The 17,781-nt window shown below is 38.2% G+C and carries 17 protein-coding genes; 13 read left to right on the top strand and 4 right to left on the bottom strand.

The genetic code is table 11. The annotated features are described in order from the left end of the window. The first annotated feature begins 12 nt into the window (after positions 1 to 12). From tpx to ACFX4R_RS15710, 4 genes are all read left to right on the top strand, one after another. A complete protein-coding gene (gene tpx, locus ACFX4R_RS15725; RefSeq protein WP_013059470.1) occupies positions 13 to 507 on the top strand; it encodes a thiol peroxidase in 495 nt (164 codons plus the stop codon). A 147-nt stretch (positions 508 to 654) separates the two neighbouring features. Continuing rightward, positions 655 to 1,647, top strand: a complete 993-nt coding sequence (locus ACFX4R_RS15720; protein ID WP_377569914.1) for a class I SAM-dependent methyltransferase — start codon at positions 655 to 657, stop codon at positions 1,645 to 1,647. 196 nt (positions 1,648 to 1,843) lie between these two features. Continuing rightward, a complete protein-coding gene (locus ACFX4R_RS15715) occupies positions 1,844 to 3,034 on the top strand; it encodes an acetate kinase (RefSeq protein ID WP_013059468.1) in 1,191 nt (396 codons plus the stop codon). 231 nt (positions 3,035 to 3,265) lie between these two features. Then, a complete protein-coding gene (locus ACFX4R_RS15710) occupies positions 3,266 to 4,108 on the top strand; it encodes an EcsC family protein (RefSeq protein WP_013085209.1) in 843 nt (280 codons plus the stop codon). A 25-nt stretch (positions 4,109 to 4,133) separates the two neighbouring features. On the opposite strand, the gene ACFX4R_RS15705 is transcribed toward ACFX4R_RS15710, so the two are convergent. After that, positions 4,134 to 4,448 carry a hypothetical protein gene (locus ACFX4R_RS15705; RefSeq protein ID WP_029319996.1) on the bottom strand — a complete coding sequence of 105 codons (315 nt, stop codon included), beginning with the start codon at positions 4,446 to 4,448 and terminating at the stop codon, positions 4,134 to 4,136. Positions 4,449 to 4,762: 314 nt separating this feature from the next. Here ACFX4R_RS15705 and ACFX4R_RS15700 point away from each other — a divergent pair, with 314 nt between their 5' ends. The 7 genes from ACFX4R_RS15700 to ACFX4R_RS15670 all read left to right on the top strand — a co-directional run bounded on the left by ACFX4R_RS15700 (position 4,763) and on the right by ACFX4R_RS15670 (position 11,731). Continuing rightward, positions 4,763 to 5,971 (top strand): argininosuccinate synthase, encoded by a 1,209-nt coding sequence (locus ACFX4R_RS15700; protein ID WP_013059465.1) that lies wholly within the window; start codon positions 4,763 to 4,765, stop codon positions 5,969 to 5,971. After that, positions 5,968 to 7,356, top strand: coding sequence for an argininosuccinate lyase (gene argH, locus ACFX4R_RS15695; protein WP_013059464.1), 1,389 nt, complete (start codon positions 5,968 to 5,970; stop codon positions 7,354 to 7,356). Before ACFX4R_RS15700 ends, argH begins: the two co-directional genes overlap by 4 nt. A 164-nt stretch (positions 7,357 to 7,520) precedes the next feature. Further along, positions 7,521 to 7,688 carry a hypothetical protein gene (locus ACFX4R_RS15690; RefSeq protein WP_013059463.1) on the top strand — a complete coding sequence of 56 codons (168 nt, stop codon included), beginning with the start codon at positions 7,521 to 7,523 and terminating at the stop codon, positions 7,686 to 7,688. A gap of 150 nt (positions 7,689 to 7,838) precedes the next feature. Then, on the top strand, positions 7,839 to 8,960 hold the full coding sequence (ald, locus tag ACFX4R_RS15685) for an alanine dehydrogenase (protein WP_043975989.1): 1,122 nt from the start codon (positions 7,839 to 7,841) through the stop codon (positions 8,958 to 8,960). A 113-nt stretch (positions 8,961 to 9,073) separates the two neighbouring features. Then, positions 9,074 to 9,751: a metal-dependent hydrolase gene (locus ACFX4R_RS15680; RefSeq protein ID WP_043976679.1), complete on the top strand. Its 678-nt coding sequence runs from the start codon at positions 9,074 to 9,076 to the stop codon at positions 9,749 to 9,751. Positions 9,752 to 10,096: 345 nt separating this feature from the next. Continuing rightward, the gene (locus tag ACFX4R_RS15675; RefSeq protein ID WP_043975991.1) at positions 10,097 to 10,333 is read left to right on the top strand and encodes a hypothetical protein; all 237 of its coding nucleotides are present in this window, start codon (positions 10,097 to 10,099) and stop codon (positions 10,331 to 10,333) included. Between the two features lie 81 nt (positions 10,334 to 10,414). After that, entirely contained in the window at positions 10,415 to 11,731 is a 1,317-nt protein-coding gene (locus ACFX4R_RS15670) for a CBS domain-containing protein (RefSeq protein ID WP_013059459.1), read from the top strand. Between the two features lie 26 nt (positions 11,732 to 11,757). Here the strand turns inward: ACFX4R_RS15670 and ACFX4R_RS15665 are convergent, their stop codons facing one another. After that, positions 11,758 to 12,054, bottom strand: a complete 297-nt coding sequence (locus ACFX4R_RS15665; protein ID WP_013085203.1) for a YtpI family protein — start codon at positions 12,052 to 12,054, stop codon at positions 11,758 to 11,760. A gap of 251 nt (positions 12,055 to 12,305) precedes the next feature. Between ACFX4R_RS15665 and ACFX4R_RS15660 the strand changes: the two genes are divergently transcribed. Further along, entirely contained in the window at positions 12,306 to 13,244 is a 939-nt protein-coding gene (locus tag ACFX4R_RS15660) for a DHH family phosphoesterase (RefSeq protein WP_043975994.1), read from the top strand. Positions 13,245 to 13,282: 38 nt separating this feature from the next. Here ACFX4R_RS15660 and ytrI read toward each other — a convergent pair whose 3' ends face one another. Then, positions 13,283 to 13,801: a sporulation membrane protein YtrI gene (gene ytrI, locus ACFX4R_RS15655; protein WP_016765717.1), complete on the bottom strand. Its 519-nt coding sequence runs from the start codon at positions 13,799 to 13,801 to the stop codon at positions 13,283 to 13,285. Beyond that, positions 13,798 to 14,133 carry a sporulation membrane protein YtrH gene (gene ytrH, locus ACFX4R_RS15650; protein WP_013059455.1) on the bottom strand — a complete coding sequence of 112 codons (336 nt, stop codon included), beginning with the start codon at positions 14,131 to 14,133 and terminating at the stop codon, positions 13,798 to 13,800. The genes ytrI and ytrH overlap by 4 nt, the downstream gene beginning before the upstream one ends. A 141-nt stretch (positions 14,134 to 14,274) precedes the next feature. Between ytrH and dnaE the strand changes: the two genes are divergently transcribed. Beyond that, a complete protein-coding gene (gene dnaE / locus ACFX4R_RS15645) occupies positions 14,275 to 17,625 on the top strand; it encodes a DNA polymerase III subunit alpha (RefSeq protein WP_323617630.1) in 3,351 nt (1,116 codons plus the stop codon). Positions 17,626 to 17,781: the final 156 nt, after the last annotated feature.

The following is a 17,781-nucleotide window of genomic DNA, read 5'->3' as shown; positions in this document are numbered from 1 at the left end:
GAGGAATTATTCGTGACTAAATTTAAAGGTAACGATGTAACATTATTAGGAAATCAAGTGAAGGTTGGAGACAAGGCTCCAAACTTTACTGTTTTAGCAAATGATTTATCAGAAGTAACGCTTGACAGTACAAAGGGTTCTGTTCGCCTAATCAGTGTAGTTCCTTCTATTGATACTGGAGTTTGTGATGCGCAAACTCGCCGCTTCAACGAAGAAGCAGCTAAATTAGATAACGTAAAAGTATTAACAGTAAGCGTAGATTTACCGTTTGCTCAAAAGCGCTGGTGTGGTGCTAATGGCATTGATAATGTTCAAACTTTATCTGACCACCGCGACTTATCTTTCGGAGAAGCATATGGTGTAGCTATTCAAGAATTACGCTTATTAGCTCGTTCAATCTTTGTGGTAGACTCAAATGACAACGTAACGTATGTTGAGTACTTACCAGAAGTAACTGAGCATCCGAACTACGAAGCAGCAATCGAAGCAGCTAAAACAGCTAAGTAAGATTGTCAGTGGCGTTCGGCAGAAGGCGGAAAACAATGTTTTTCGCCTTCTTTGTGTTTTAAGAAGTTTTTATGATAAAATATGATGTTCCAAATAGGACGTTTACTCATTTATATAGATATTATTTCATTACACAGGAGGCAGAATATGAGTCAGTTAGCTAGTATGGAAAAGCTATTTGGTGTAATTGATCAAACAGCTATTATTTTAAGAAAAGAACTAAACTGCGTATATTTAGAAGCAGTAGCTGAAACGGGAGAAAATTTGTTTCAAGGAACTATTTTACAAAAAGAGCTAGATGAGGTAACTAAAAAACGTTTAAAAAGAGAATACGATTCAATCACGCTTGATCATTTTGAAAAAGAAACGATTCGAAAAGCGTATCAGCTGGCTATTTTAAAAGGCATGAAAGAAGCAGTTCAGCCTAACCACCAAATGACGCCTGATGCTGTAGGACTATTTGTCAGCTATCTAGTTGGAAAGTTCATGGCAGGAAAAGATAAATATACGCTTTTAGATCCCGCAGTAGGAGCAGGGAATTTATTAACAACCATTTTAAACACACACGCTGCGTCAATTGAACACGTATACGGTGTAGACGTGGATGATTTATTACTTCAATTAACATATGTAAATGCAAATTTACAGAAGCACGGCGTTCAATTATTCAATCAAGACAGCTTACAGCCGCTTTTTATTGATCCTGTGGATTTAGTTGTCTGTGACCTGCCGGTTGGTTATTATCCAAACGACGAAGGGGCAAAAGAGTATAAGGTAAGAGCTGAAGAAGGTCACACTTATGCTCATCACTTATTTATTGAACAAAGCTTGCGTCATGTAAAAGACGGAGGATATGTAGTGGCTCTTATTCCAAATAACTTGTTTGAATCGGAACAGTCTCATTTATTACAGCCGCTCTTAAAAGAGGAAGCAATCGTGCAAGGGATTATTCAGCTGCCACTTTCAATGTTCAAACAAGAGCAGGCTGCTAAAAGTATTATGGTTCTTCAAAAGCAGGGAGAAGGAGTAACAGCACCTGAAAACGCGCTGCTTGTGAATTTGCCGAAGTTCAGCAATCGGGAAGCAATGAGTGATATTATGGCTCAAATGGACCAATGGTTCCGAGTGAATAAAAAGTAAGTCTTTTTCGAAAATAATGAATATTTGTCGGTAGCGTTTTCATGATGTATAGCTCTTGAAATCTATTGTCGTGAATGATTAAATGAATAAGGATAGAAATCGTGTCGAAATGCATAGAATATTGTAGAGATTACACTTTTATGTTCTGTTCGTTATGTTTATGATGCACGTATAATAAAGAAGGAGCTGTTTTTTTATGTCAAAAATCATGGCAATCAACGCCGGCAGTTCTTCACTTAAGTTTCAATTATTTGAAATGCCAAGTGAGACGGTATTAACAAAAGGTTTAGTAGAACGAATTGGTTTAGATAACGCTGTTTTCACGATCTCGGTAAATGGTGAAAAACAAACGGATATTACAGAAATCCCTGACCATGCTGTTGCAGTTAAAATTTTAGTTGAAAAGTTACTTTCTCAAAACATCATTCAATCATACGATGAAATCACTGGTGTAGGTCACCGTGTAGTACACGGCGGAGAGAAATTTGCTGATTCTGTTTTAATCACAGATGAAACACTAGCGGAAATTGAAGCTTTATCTGATTTAGCACCGCTTCACAACCCAGCAAACATTGTGGGAATTAAAGCGTTCCAAGATATTCTTCCAAATGTTCCAGCTGTAGCAGTTTTCGATACAGCATTCCATCAAACAATGCCAGAAAAATCATTCTTGTACAGCTTACCGTACGAGTACTATGAAAAGTATGGCGTTCGTAAATACGGTTTCCACGGCACATCTCATAAATATGTTTCTGAGCGTGCAGCTGAGCTTCTTGGCCGTCCGATCGAACAATTGCGCTTAATTTCTTGTCACTTAGGTAACGGTGCAAGTATCGCTGCAATTGAAGGCGGCAAGTCAATTGATACATCAATGGGCTTCACACCATTAGCTGGTGTAGCAATGGGAACTCGTTCAGGTAACATTGACCCTGCATTAATTCCATTTATTATGGAGAAAACAGGAAAAACTGCTGACGAAGTATTAAATGTATTAAATAAAGAAAGTGGTCTTTTAGGTGTATCTGGTATTTCTAGTGACCTACGCGATCTAATCAAAGCAAGCGCTGAAGGCAATGAACGCGCTGAAACAGCACTTGAAGTATTTGCTAGCCGTATTCATAAATATATCGGTTCTTATGCTGCTCGTATGTCTGGTGTAGATGCAATCATCTTCACAGCAGGTATTGGAGAAAACAGTGATGTTGTACGTGCTCGCGTTCTGCGCGGTTTAGAGTTCATGGGCGTTTATTGGGATCCAGCTTTAAATAGTGTACAAGGAGAAGAAGCATTTATTAGCTACCCTCATTCTCCAGTTAAAGTTATGGTTATTCCTACAGACGAAGAAGTTATGATTGCACGTGACGTTACTCGTTTAGCGAATATTTAAGTTCATAAAGTGCCTCTTCAATGCATGAATTCTCATAAATTGTCAGGCAAACTAACGAAAAGCTGATTTCCTTGTTTGGAAATCAGCTTTTTTATATAGCGTAAGTAGCTGACGGTTGAAAGAAGGTTTACAACGTATAGAAGAAAGAAATAATATAGGAAGCAAAATGTAACGGATGCATTATTTGTTATAATAAAAATAAAACTACTTATTTCTTGAAAGGGTGACATGATGATACTAACGAATCGCGAAGAACAGCTTTTAGAAGAAATCTATAAATGGGAAGAGAGCTTACAGAGTGTAGAAGCAACTGAGATGGAGTTATTGTACGAAGAGTGGTTAGAAAAAGGGCTTAATTTAATTCCAGCTTCTGTTCGTGAGACCTATTTACATAAAATTGATGAGGGACTCTTTCAGTTAACTGCATTAATTCAAGGTACGGAAATGCAAACTCAAGCGACAAAACGAATTATTGAAACCGCTCGTGTATTCAAAGAGGATATCACAGATCTGTCAGAAATGAATTCCCTTCAAGTAGATCAGCTTTCTTATATATGCGAACAGCAAATGGCCAAGCTTCGGTTGTATGCGCTGAGTCAAGGAGCACTTTCAGGAACCGGACAATCGCTGCTAGTCGGTATTGATATACCTGCTGTTTTATGCATGAATATTCAAGCGGTGCAACAGGCAGCAATGAGCTACGGTTATCATATCCAGACTCCTTCAGAGCTTATGCTAACGCTAAAAGTGTTCCATGCAGCAACCTTACCTAGACACCTTCAGGCTGAGGGGTGGCATCAATTAAAGGGTGAGTTAAGCCAAGAATTTGACCCGTATTTTTATGAAGGTGTTGATCAAATTGTAGATAAAACGTGGCTGCAAAAAATCGTTGTGCAAATTGGGAAAACGCTAGCTATATTCGCTGCGAAGCGAAAAGTTTATAATCGTTTGCCGATTGTAAGCATGATGGTTGGCGGAGGGATGAATTATCGAATGGCCAAACAAGTGACAGATTATGCGAAGCGCTTTTACCAATACCGCTATTTGCTGGATAAGAAAAACGAGTCTCATTAATTTTTCATGAGACTCGTTTTTTTGTCTATCCGTGAACTTTTTTTGATATTTCCTCATTTGTTCGATACCAAATCCACAAATCATTAATAATAGAAGCAAGTTCTCCTATCTCGCTATTTAATTCACAGGAGCGGATAAAATTAGTCTCATCTTCTAACGCCGCTTGTTTTTGATTAATACTCTTTTCTAAAGATTGAATTTTGTCTGGAATCTGCCCCCGAATGGATTCCCATGTTAGGAGGATATCCTGCTGAACTTTTTCAGAATAGAATGTCCATTCTCTTTCGAGAGCAGGAATTTTTATACCGAGTCTGTTGTCATAAGTAAAAAAGCGCTCCATTTTTTCACCTCTTCCCTTCCATTTTATACAATGACAAAAGCCAGAGCTACTGTAAGTGAAAAATAAATCATGTATACTTGATTTATGCATATAAATATACAAAGTATGTAAGGGAGGAATATTCATTCATATCTATTTTTACAGTATTTTAAGAGATTTCACCCTATTAAATTAAAATAAATGTGAATTTATATACTTTTTTTTGAATAACTATTGAAAATAGATTAAAAAGTTGTTAAAGTAATAGTAGATTAAATGAATAAAAATTAAAACGGTTGTATTAATATATATATAATTTGTAGGAGGAATAGATAATGAGTAATCCAAAAGTTGTTTTAGCATATTCCGGAGGTTTAGATACATCAGTTGCAATTAAATGGTTACAGGAAAAAGGGTACGATGTGGTAGCTTGCTGTTTAGATGTAGGCGAAGGAAAAGATTTGAAATTCGTTAAAGAAAAAGCCTTAACAGTTGGAGCGGTATCATCATATGTGATTGATGCAAAAGAAGAATATGCCAATACATTTGCGTTAGCAGCACTTCAAGCACACACATTATATGAAGGAAAATATCCATTAGTATCTGCACTATCTAGACCGCTAATCGCTAAAAAGCTTGTAGAAGTAGCAGAACAAGAAAATGCAGTAGCTGTCGCACATGGATGTACGGGAAAAGGAAATGACCAAGTGCGTTTCGAAGTATCAATTAAAGCATTAAATCCACACTTAGAAGTTTTAGCTCCTGTTCGTGACTGGAAATGGTCTCGTGAAGAAGAAATCGAGTATGCAAAAGAAAAGAATATTCCAATTCCAATTAACTTAGACAGCCCATTTTCAATTGACCAAAACTTGTGGGGAAGAAGTAACGAGTGTGGCGTTCTTGAAGATCCTTGGGCAGCTCCACCTGAAGAAGCATATGACCTAACGGCTTCTCTTGAAAACACTCCGGACACAGCGGATGTAGTAGAAATTGAATTCGTTGAAGGTGTTCCAGTATCATTAAACGGTCAATCTTACACGCTAGCTCAGTTAATTCTAGAATTGAATGAAATTGCAGGTAAGCACGGAGTCGGACGTATTGATCATGTAGAAAACCGTCTTGTGGGAATTAAATCACGTGAAGTATATGAGTGTCCAGCTGCTATGACATTAATTAAAGCACACAAAGAGCTTGAAGATTTAACATTAGTGAAAGAAGTAGCGCACTTCAAACCAGTGATTGAGAAAAAATTAACAGAAGTTATCTATGAAGGTTTATGGTTCTCTCCATTAACAAATTCACTGCTTGCATTCTTGAAAGATACGCAGCAATATGTGAACGGAACAGTGAGAGTAAAACTATTTAAAGGGCATGCTATCGTAGAGGGACGTAAATCTCCTAATTCTTTATACAATGAAAAACTTGCAACATATACAAAAGAAGATGAGTTTGATCACAATGCAGCAGTTGGTTTCATCTCATTATGGGGACTTCCAACACAAGTGAGCAGCATGGTAAATCAAAAGAAGGTGACAACGGTATGACCAAACTTTGGGGAGGGCGTTTTACGAAACGCCCTGAACAATGGATTGACGAGTTCGGTGCGTCGATTTCATTTGATCAGCATCTTGTAGAAGAAGATATTGAAGGCAGTTTAGCACATGTAACAATGCTTGAGAAATGCAGTATTCTTTCTGGAGATGAAGCGTCACAAATTAAAAAAGGCCTTCAAACACTGCTTGAAAAAGCTAAGAAGAAAGAATTAACATTTTCTGCTCAATATGAAGATATTCATTTGAATTTAGAAAAGTTATTAATTGATGAAATTGGTCCGGTTGGAGGGAAGCTTCATACGGGTCGAAGCCGTAATGATCAAGTTGCTACAGATATGCACTTATATTTAAAAAAGCATGTTCAGCAAATTGTAGGTCTGATTGAAAATCTAGAAGATGTATTGCTTACAAAAGCAGATCAGCATGTTGAAACCATTTTTCCAGGCTACACACATTTGCAGCGCGCGCAGCCGGTTTCTTTTGCTCATCATTTAATGGCTTATGTTTCAATGTTCAAGCGCGATGCTGAACGTTATGCGGAATCGCTGAAGCGTATTGATTTATCTCCTTTAGGAGCAGGAGCTTTAGCTGGTACAACATTCCCAATTGATCGTCACTATAGCGCTGAGCTTCTAGGCTTTAATGGGATTTATCAAAACAGTATGGATGCTGTCAGCGATCGTGACTTTATTTTAGAGTTTTTAAGCAACAGTTCTATTTTAATGATGCATTTATCTCGTTTTTGTGAAGAGTTAATTTTATGGTCTAGTCAAGAATTTCAATTTATTGAAATGGATGATACGTACGCAACGGGCAGCAGTATTATGCCTCAAAAGAAAAATCCTGATATGGCGGAGTTAATTCGTGGTAAAACAGGACGAGTATATGGTCATTTATTTAGCCTATTGACTGTGTTAAAAGGTACCCCTTTAACATACAACAAAGACTTGCAAGAAGATAAAGAAGGCATGTTCGATACGGTTACAACGATTGAAGGATGTTTGACCATTTTTGCTGGCATGATCGAAACAATGACAGTAAAAACAAATGTTATGGAAAAAGCTACGAAACAAGATTTTTCAAATGCAACGGAGTTAGCTGACTATCTTGCTTCAAAAGGTATGCCGTTTCGTGAAGCACATGAAGTGGTTGGGAAACTGGTTCTCGTTTGTATTCAGAAAAATATCTACCTAATGGATTTGCCGCTTGAACAATATAAGGAAGCGTCAGATTTATTCGAGGAAGACATCTATCATGTATTAAGTCCAAAAACAGCTGTTAATCGCCGCAATAGCGCGGGAGGAACAGGATTTGAACAAGTAAAAAAAGCAATTCAGCTAGCTAAAGATGAATTGCATGAAAAAACATCGATATAAAAAAGTTATCAAAACGTCCGTAGAAAAATCTGCGGGCGTTTTTTGATGTGAGATAAATGGTATAACTAGAGCATTTAAGAAGAAAATAGAAAAGATCATGTAAGGGATTATGAAGTAAAGTTTACATTCGTAAAGAAAATAAAGTGAAAAAGGAGAAGTGACATATGAAAGACAAAAAACATCCGCAGCATGTATATGAATATGATTTTGAAGGAGAAAAAGAGACATCAAGACAGCTAATGGATTCTTATTCAAGCGGCGTCATTGGCGATGCTATGGCTTCTGTAGTCGAAAATCCAGAAGCACAGAGTGATAACGAACTATATGAATAACTAGATGCATATACTGTATATAGACTAAGAAAAGCAGGATTATGCTGAGCTCTATCGAAAGGTAACGTCATAGTAAATCCGGTTTTCTAAAGGATTTGGTGTGGCGTTCTTTTTTCAGTTAATCACTGATATAAGAAAAGAGGGATAAAGGTGAAAATTGGAGTGCCGAAAGAAGTAAAAAACAATGAAAATCGCGTGGCTATTACTCCAGCTGGTGTTACAGCTTTAGTTAACGGTGGGCATGATGTATATATTGAAACACAGGCAGGAGAAGGCTCTGGATTCCATGATGAAGATTACACAAATGCAGGAGCTTCTATTGTAAATACTGCAAAAGAAGCATGGGATGCTGAAATGGTTATGAAAGTAAAAGAACCGATTTCAGAAGAATACGGATATTTTCGTGAAGGACTTATTTTGTTTACCTATTTACATTTGGCAGCTGAAGAAGCATTAACGAAAGCATTGATTGATAAAAAGGTGGTAGGCATCGCTTATGAAACTGTACAGCTTCCAAACAAAAGCTTGCCTCTGTTAACTCCGATGAGCGAAGTTGCAGGAAGAATGTCTTCTCAGATTGGAGCTCAATTTTTGGAGAAAACCAAAGGTGGCAAAGGGATTTTATTAAGTGGAGTTCCAGGCGTGCAAAGAGGAAAAGTAACAATTATTGGAGGAGGAGTAGCGGGAACCAACGCTGCTAAAATTGCGGTCGGATTAGGGGCTGATGTTACAATAATTGATTTAAACGCTGATCGCCTTCGCCAGCTTGATGATTTATTTGGTAAAGAAGTGACGACATTAATGTCAAATCACTACAATATCGCACAATCTGTAAAAGAGTCAGATTTAGTGATAGGAGCGGTTCTCATACCGGGAGCTAAAGCGCCAAAGCTTGTCACAGAGGAAATGGTTCAAACGATGTCAAAAGGGTCCGTTGTAGTTGATATTGCTATTGATCAAGGGGGGATTTTTGAAACAACTGATCGCATTACCACTCACGATAACCCGACTTATTTGAAGCATGAGGTCTTGCATTATGCTGTTGCTAATATGCCTGGAGCTGTTCCACGCACGTCGACCTTAGCGCTGACCAACGTAACGGTTCCTTATGCTCTGCAAATAGCAAATCAGGGATATAAAAAAGCGTGCTTAAAAAACCCTTCCCTTCTTCAAGGCATCAACACCCTAAATGGGTTTGTCACTTACGCGGCTGTTGCAGATGCACACGGTCTAACTTACGCTGATGCAACAACTTTATTAGAGCAAGCATAATAAGGCATGTTTTTGCGCAGTTTGTGATATGATAGCCGCGTATTCACTTGTTTTGTAACCAAAACAGACGGGTAGAATATAGAAAAGGTTAGTGTAAAAGGAGAGAATATATGATGCGCGTTTCTTATCATGGACATTCTGTTGTTAAAATTGAAACAAAAGGAAAAACAATTTTAATTGACCCGTTTATCACTGGAAATGAATTAACAGATTTAAATGCTGAAGATGTAAAAGCAGATGTGATTTTACTGACTCATGGCCATAATGATCATGTAGGCGACACGGTGGAAATTGCTAAGCGCAGCGGTGCACTTGTTGTGGCAGTAGCAGAATTAGCTACATATCTTAGCTGGCAAGGCTTAAACGTACATCCAATGAGCATAGGCGGAGCTTATACATTTGATTTTGGTACGGTAAAATTGACACAAGCTTTCCACGGTTCAAGTTATACAGAAAATAATGAGAAAATTATTTATACAGGAATGCCGGCTGGTTTGCTTTTAACGATTGAAGGAAAGACAATTTATCATGCTGGAGATACGGCTTTATTTTCTGATTTAAAGTTAATTGGTCGCCATGAGCCTGACGTAGCATTTCTTCCAATTGGAGATAACTTTACAATGGGACCTGAAGATGCGGCTATCGCAGCGGAATGGGTGCAGGCAAAGCTTGTTGTGCCAATTCACTACAATACATTTCCTGTAATTAAGCAAGATCCTCATCAATTTGTTGAGTCTTTATCTGGTATTGAAGGAAAAGTATTAAAAGTTGGAGAAGGATTGGATCTTTAATCATAAATAAAGGCTGGGACAAAACGATTTCAGTTAAAGTTAAAAAAAACGAGTAATCGATATTATCGATCACTCGTTCTTTTTTTATTGTTAAGGTGAACGTAGGTTTCATATATGTAGCGGCTTCTAGCTGTTGATTGGAGGGCAAGACGAAGACTCCCTCGGAAAGCGAAGTCTTGCACGCAAGTCAACTGCGGTGTCACAAACGGTTCAGCTCATGTCTCACATTTGTTCGTCTTTAGATTGAATCGATGCAGTTATGTCTTAATCTCTTTTTATTTGTAAAGAAACGTTCTGCTTTTTTTACTTCCCTGCATACGATAGTAATAATAAGGAGGGAGAGCTATGGAAAAAAATCGAGTTATTTTATCGCTTTTATTATGCGGAGTGATGCTTTACTATGCAATGCCGCACTTAGTGTTAACAACTTCGAGTTTGCAAGGGGTTTTTAGCATAAGCTGGCTTACCTTTGCTCTTTTTGTAGCCGGAGGCAATTTGTCATCACTGCTTTATGCACCGCGCCGCAAGAAGGCAGGTATTCAAAAAAATAGTGTGAGAAAGCCTTTGCGTCAAAGAGGTTAGATTGAATCCATTTCACTTCCCCCGTATAATAAAAGAAAAGACATATGAAACGTAAAAACGTTTTAGAAGGGTGAAGTACACGTGGCGACAAAACATGAGCAAATTTTACAGTATATCGATTCGCTTCCAATTGGTGAAAAAATTTCAGTGCGCCAAATTGCCAAAGAACTGAATGTCAGTGAAGGCACGGCGTACCGAGCAATAAAAGACGCGGAAAATAAAGGATATGTTTCAACGATTGAACGAGTTGGGACCATTCGAATTGAACGAAAGAAGAAAGAAAACATTGAAAAGCTCACGTTTGCTGAAGTAGTAAACATCGTGGATGGACAAGTGCTGGGCGGACGTGAAGGTTTGCATAAAACGTTAAACAAGTTTGTTATTGGAGCGATGAAGCTTGATGCTATGATGAGATATACCGAGGCCGGAAACCTTCTTATCGTAGGGAATCGAGTAAACGCTCATGAATTAGCTCTTGAAGCAGGAGCAGCCGTGTTAATTACGGGCGGCTTTGATACGGAAGAATGGGTTAAGAAGCTTGCGGATGATCTTAAACTTCCTATTATTTCAACGAGCTATGATACGTTTACAGTTGCAACGATGATTAATCGTGCTATTTATGATCAGCTGATAAAAAAAGAAATTGTGCTTGTAGAGGATATTTTAACACCTATCTCTGAAGCGGTTAGCTTGCAGTTAACCGATACGATTGAAAAATGGCATGAATGTAACGATAAGACTCACCACAGTCGTTTTCCTGTAGTGGATCAGCATATGAAAGTTCACGGTATGGTCACCTCAAAAGATGTTATTGGATATGACCTTTCTACTTCAATTGAAAAAGTAATGACGAAAAATCCGATGACGGTTCACGGGAAAACATCGGTTGCTTCTTCTGCGCATATGATGGTATGGGAAGGGATTGAAGTGCTGCCTGTAGTGGATGATTACCACCGGCTAGAGGGCATTATCAGCCGTCAAGATGTTTTAAAGGCGCTGCAAATGATTCAGCGTCAACCGCAGGTAGGAGAAACTATTGACGACATTGTAACCAATCAATTTATGGATGTACAAGAGACAAAAGAAGCACCGGTGTATCGCTGTGAAGTAACGCCGCAAATGACGAATTATATGGGGACTATTTCATACGGAGTTTTCACTACTATTGTAACGGAAGCCGCCAATCGTGTTCTTCGCTTATATAAAAAAGGTGATTTGGTTATTGAAAACATCACCGTTTATTTTATTAAGCCAGTTCAAATTGAAAGCGTAATTGAAATTCGCCCTAAGCTATTAGAACTTGGTCGGAAGTTTGCTAAATTAGATGTAGAAGTCTACAATGCCGGGGTTGTAGTAGGGAAAGCGATGATGATGGCTCAGTTATTGGAAAGAGTATAAAAAAAGAAGCTGCTCTGCAGCTTCTTTTACATTTGACCAGCTTCTTTTATTGCATAAGGCTGATAGTACTTGTAAGCTTTGATACCTGCTAATATGCTGCCTGAACCGAATAATACAAATAGTATGCCGATGATAAGCGAAAGGCTTGTTTCGTAAATAAACCATTGATTGATTCCAAAAAATAATACAAAAGAGCCAAGACAAATACTCGACTTAGCGGAAATCCACTTTCGTTCCATTGGGCGTTTCGAACGTACGTATTTTACTTTTAAATACATGTAGAAAACAAAGGACACAACGATTAAAATCATAAAAAATGGCACAGACGCCCCTCCAGTCCGGTGTATTTCTATCCATAATGTTTCTAGATGTTAGTAATGCGTAGTGTTGAAAGTGCTTACAGTATTATCTATTATTTTACAGGTAGATGACAGAAAATTCTACTATTGATTGATTCTTCTTTCAAAAAAGAGAAGAGATATGATTTAATAAATAATATGGATACAGCGCTGCGGAAATGTAAGTGCATGCGGTACGTACATAAAATAAGAACAGTATTGACAGGAGAGAGAAAATGAAAGCACAAATATTAGAAGCTATTAAGCAGTTTGACACCATCATTATTCACCGGCACATTCGTCCAGATCCAGATGCATACGGATCTCAGTGCGGATTAGCGGAATTGTTAAAAACATCTTTTCCGGAGAAGAAGGTATACGTAACGGGAGAAGAAGCGGAGTCACTAAAATTTTTATACCGGATGGATGACATCGCTGATGACACCTATGAGGATGCGCTTGTCATCGTTTGTGATACGGCTAATGAAGCCCGAGTGTCAGATCAGCGCTACATAAATGGAAAAATGGTCATTAAAATTGATCACCATCCAAACCAAACTCCTTACGGTGATTTGCTTTGGGTTGAGACGTCTGCTTCTTCAACAAGCGAAATGATTTATGAATTTTACTTGGAAGGAAAAGAAAAGGGATTATCTCTGAATGATGAAGGAGCAAAGCTGATCTTCAGCGGTATCGTCGGAGATACGGGTCGATTTTTATTTCCAAATACAAAGCCGAAAACGTTTTGCTATGCAAGTGAATTGATTCAATATGGTTTCAATTTTAAAGACGTATATGATCAGTTATACAAAACAAAAGAAAACGTCGCTCACTTACACGGATATGTGCTGCAAAACTTTACGATGTCTCCAACAGGAGTTGCTCATATGAAAATTCCGAATGAAATTCTTCGAAAATATGATGTGACACCAGCCGATGCCTCTCAGCTAGTCGGTTCGTTAGGGCAAATTGATGGAGTAAAAACGTGGGTATTTTTTGTGGAGGAAGAAAATCAAATTCGTGTTCGCCTTCGTTCAAAAGAGCTTGTCATTAATACAATTGCTAGAAAATACAACGGAGGAGGCCATCCTCTTGCGTCCGGCGCTTCCATTTATTCATGGGAAGAAGTAGAGCCTTTACTGCTTGATTTAGAAGAGCTCTGCAGTCAGGAGTAATCTGTAAAATAAGCCGTTGATTTTAAATCAGCGGCTTTTTATAGTACTTTTTCCATCTTTTTAATTCGAACTTCAATCGAAAGTGTTGTATAAAAATAAATTTGATGAACTTCAACTTCATAAATTGTTTTATCGAATTCGTATTTTTTATTTTCAATTGCTTTTTTTAAGATATCCCTGCTTCGATATGCACTTTCAATATCTTGGGCAATTAAGTGCTGTGCTTCTTTGTCCACGCTTTTTTGAATATTGTATTCAACCACAGAGTTTACTTTATAACGATTGCCGTTTACTAATTTTACTTTCACATTCTGAATAATTAAATGCTGCTTCATTTCCTTGTTTAATGCTTTTACATCTTCTTGCCATGCGCTAATTTGCAAATTTGCTTTTTCTAGCTTATCATTAGCAATTCGAATTTCTTCTAGCTCTCTATCTCTTGAAACGCCATAAATCGTTAAAAACACCCCCCAGCTAACAATTGCTCCAATGACTATACCGGCAAAAAAACGCTGCCAGTCGGAGCGCTTGAACATTCGCTCGCTGGGTACCCTCATACAAAATGCTCCTGAGTTAACCACTTGATGATAAGAGCCCCGGTCTGAGCTCCTCCCATAGCGGATAGAATTAAAAGGATTTGTTTGAATACATCTTTTGTGGCTCCTTCAAAGAGTCCTCGCTCAAAGCTGTAAAACGTATCAAATGTTCCTCCAATTGCTCCGACAATTGCCCAGATTTTTAAACTATTGCTGAGGGTATGCATGACGTATAAAGGAGATTTGCCAATTAAAAACCCTGCAAATGCTCCAATTAATGAACCGCCTAAAATAATACCTAATGAAGTGAAGTAACTCCAAATGAAAAGAGACATAAAAGGCTCTTTTGTCATGACGTGTCCTCCTTTACTATTTTATCAATGAATCACGCTTCCTACATATATATGGACAAACGCTCAGAGTTATGTAATTTGTCTACGCCGGCAACAAAATTTATAATAAGAATAAAGAATTAAAGAAAGGTGGGAAGTCCTGTGCCTTTTGTTCACTTGCAGCTTCAAAGTTCTTATAGCTTATTAAGCAGTTCCGTTCGTATTCATGAACTTGTAGAAACAGCTAAGAAAATGAACTATGAAGCGATTGCTTTGACTGATGAAAACGTGATGTACGGAGTCATTCCTTTTTATAAAGCCTGCGTGAAAGCGGGGATCAAGCCAATTATTGGGCTCACATTATCAATTCTAGAACATGAAGAAAGCGAGCGAGCGTACCCTTTAGTTTTGTTAGCGGAAAATGATAAGGGATATGAAAATCTATTAAAACTAAGCAGTTTAGTTCAAACCAAGGAAAAACACGGTGTAAATAAAAAATGGCTTCATCATTACAGCAGCGGGTTGATTGCTATTACACCCGGTTTAACTGGAGAAGTTGAAACCCTGCTAGCAGAAAACAAACTTCAAGATGCTAAGCGAGTGCTTCAATTCTTTAAAAAAGTATATTCGCAGTCTTTGTATATATCGATACAGCGCCACGGACAGGATGAAGCTTTTATAAATCAGCAGTTAACGGAACTTGCTGCTGAAGAAAATATCCCGCTTGTTGCGACGAATCAAGTGAAATATTTAAAAAAAGAAGATCGGGATGCGTATGAGTGTTTAGCAGCTATTCGAGACGGAGAGAAATTACATAGCGATGAAGAGGTAAAAAGTAAGAGCAGCGAGTACTATTTCAAATCACCTGATGAAATGGAAGATCTCTTTCATGACCAGCATTTTTTAATAGAAGAAAGTATAAAAATCGCAAGACGATGCGAGCTCGAAATTTCTCTAGGCGTAATGTCCATTCCAAAATATCCTGTTCCCCCGTCTGTTACATCATCAACCTACTTGCGCACTCTCTGCGAAAAAGGATTGCAAGAAAGAGTTCAAGTGATCACGGAACAATATGAGGAACGCTTGGATTATGAGCTAAACATTATTGAAAATATGCGCTTTAGTGATTACTTTCTTATCGTATGGGATTTTATGAATTATGCTCATGAACACGGTGTTTTAACGGGCCCAGGCCGGGGTTCAGCGGCAGGCTCACTGGTCTCATACGCCTTGCGAATTACAAATGTTGATCCAATTCAGCATCAGCTTTTATTTGAGCGCTTTTTAAACCCTGAACGTATTTCGATGCCTGATATTGATATTGATTTTCCTGATAACAAACGAGATCAAGTCATTCAGTATGTGGCGCAAAAATATGGAGCGCTGCACGTAGCTCAAATCATTACATTTGGAACACTAGCAGCTAAAGCAGCCGTACGTGATGTAGGGAGAGTGATGGGATTTGATCAAGAAGCGCTAAACAAAATGTCCAAAGCGATTCCAACTAAACCAGGTACAACGTTGAAAAGCGCTCTTCGTGATTCAAGAGTTCTTCAAGACTATTTATCTGAAAATGAAGCCAGAAAACAATGGTACAACATTGCCATGAAGATAGAAGGACTGCCAAGGCATACTTCTACGCATGCAGCAGGCGTTGTGATTAGTGAGGAGCCGCTGACGCAATCTGTAGCTGTACAAGAAGGACATGATGATGTATATCTAACTCAATATCCAATGGAAGCTCTGCAAGACATTGGGCTTTTGAAAATGGACTTTTTAGGTTTGCGCAACTTAACCATTTTAGATCATATTTTAAAGAAAATTGAGCGGGACATGAATCGAAAGCTGTCACTGTCTCATATACCGTTTAACGATCAGAAAACTTTTGAACTGCTGAGTAAAGGGGATACGACCGGTATTTTTCAGCTAGAGTCAGATGGAATGAGAAGAGTGCTTCAGCAATTAAAACCTACAGAGCTAGAAGATATTGTAGCAGTTAACGCGCTGTATAGACCTGGTCCGATGGAAAATATTCCAACCTATATTAAGCGCAAGCATGGAGTGGAGAAGGTAATATATGATCATCCTACGCTTAAAGACATTTTACAATCCACGCACGGCGTTATCGTGTATCAAGAGCAAATTATGCAGATTGCTTCAAAAATGGCCGGTTTTTCTCTTGGAGAAGCAGATTTGTTGAGAAGAGCAGTTAGTAAAAAAGAACGGGCAGTGCTGGATCGTGAACGAGCTCATTTTATCCAAGGAAGCAAGAAGAAAGGGTATGACCTATCCGTTGCTAATCGAGTGTATGACCTTATTGTGCGTTTTGCTGATTATGGCTTCAACCGAAGTCATGCTGTTGCTTACAGTATGGTAGCCTATCAGTTAGCTTATTTGAAAGCACATTACCCGCTGCAGTTCTTTTCAGCTTTACTAACGAGCGTTATTGGAAATGAAGGGAAAATTGCTCAATATATTAATGAACTAAAAAGAAAAAAAATACAAGTTCTCCCACCTTCTATTAACAAGAGCATGTATTCGTTTAACGTAGAAGGTGAAAGTATAAGGTATAGCCTTGCAGCGATTAAACATATTGGTGCAGCAGCTATGCAGGAAATAACAGAAGAGCGAAAGAAAAAAAGATTTGAAGACTTATTTGATTTTTGTGCCCGTGTTTCACAAAAAGCCGTGAATAAAAAGGGGCTTGAAGCTTTGATTCTATCTGGAGGCTTTGATGAGTTCGGAGAAAATCGAGCTACTTTATTAGCAACGATTGATGTAGCGTTTGAACATGCAAGCTTGGTACTCCCAGATGATGATTTTGGATTTGGAGATGAATTTTCGTTAAAGCCTAAATATATGGAAAAAGAGGAACTAAAAATAGAAGATCGGCTTCAGTATGAAAAAGATATGCTAGGTTTTTATTTATCAAGCCACCCTGCTTCTCAGTATGAAGCACTGAATTCCTTTTATTCTGTTGTTTCTCTTCACGATATGAAAGAATACGCTTCAGGAAAAGCGGTCTCTCTTTTAGTATTTGTGTTGGAAATTCGTGTCATTCGAACGAAAAAAGGAGAGCAAATGGCCTTTTTACGCATCACGGATGAAAGTGGAGAAGGAGAAGTTGTTGCGTTTCCCCGCGTATTTGAGCAGAATCGTTTGCTGTTTGAACAAGGTACGGTTTTACTGATACAAGGAAAGATAGATGAAAGAAATGGGCAGCAGCAAATTGTTTGTCAACGTGCTGAAGCTGCTAGCGAGGCGGTTCAAAAACTACCGTCAGAAGAATTATACTTACGTATAGAAACAAAGCAAGGTACAGAAAAGCTGCTTCATACTATTTACCAGCACTTTCAGTCTCATAGAGGGAAAATTCCCGTGAAAATTTATTATGAGGCAGAACGTCAATTGGTTAAGCTTCCCGTTCACTATTCTATTGAACGAAGCGACGAGTTAATAAAAACTTTAAAAGCAATGCTAGGAGAGAACCACGTTGTGTTCAAGAAGATATAGTCTTTACAGATTTCATGTGATGTTATATGGTAAAATAGTTAAAAAAGTGGTCTGACCACCGTTTTTTATGAAATATACGAATTAGATGCGTTTTTCTTGAAATGAAATGCAATTGGATTTATAACATCATATGAGTGTGGGAAAGAACATGGTTCA

Source organism: Priestia sp. YIM B13490 (assembly GCF_042787735.1).
In the GTDB taxonomy this organism is placed as follows: domain Bacteria; phylum Bacillota; class Bacilli; order Bacillales; family Bacillaceae_H; genus Priestia; species Priestia megaterium.
The sequence above is the reverse complement of the archived record's forward strand: the minus strand, read 5'-3'. Positions and strand labels throughout refer to the sequence as shown.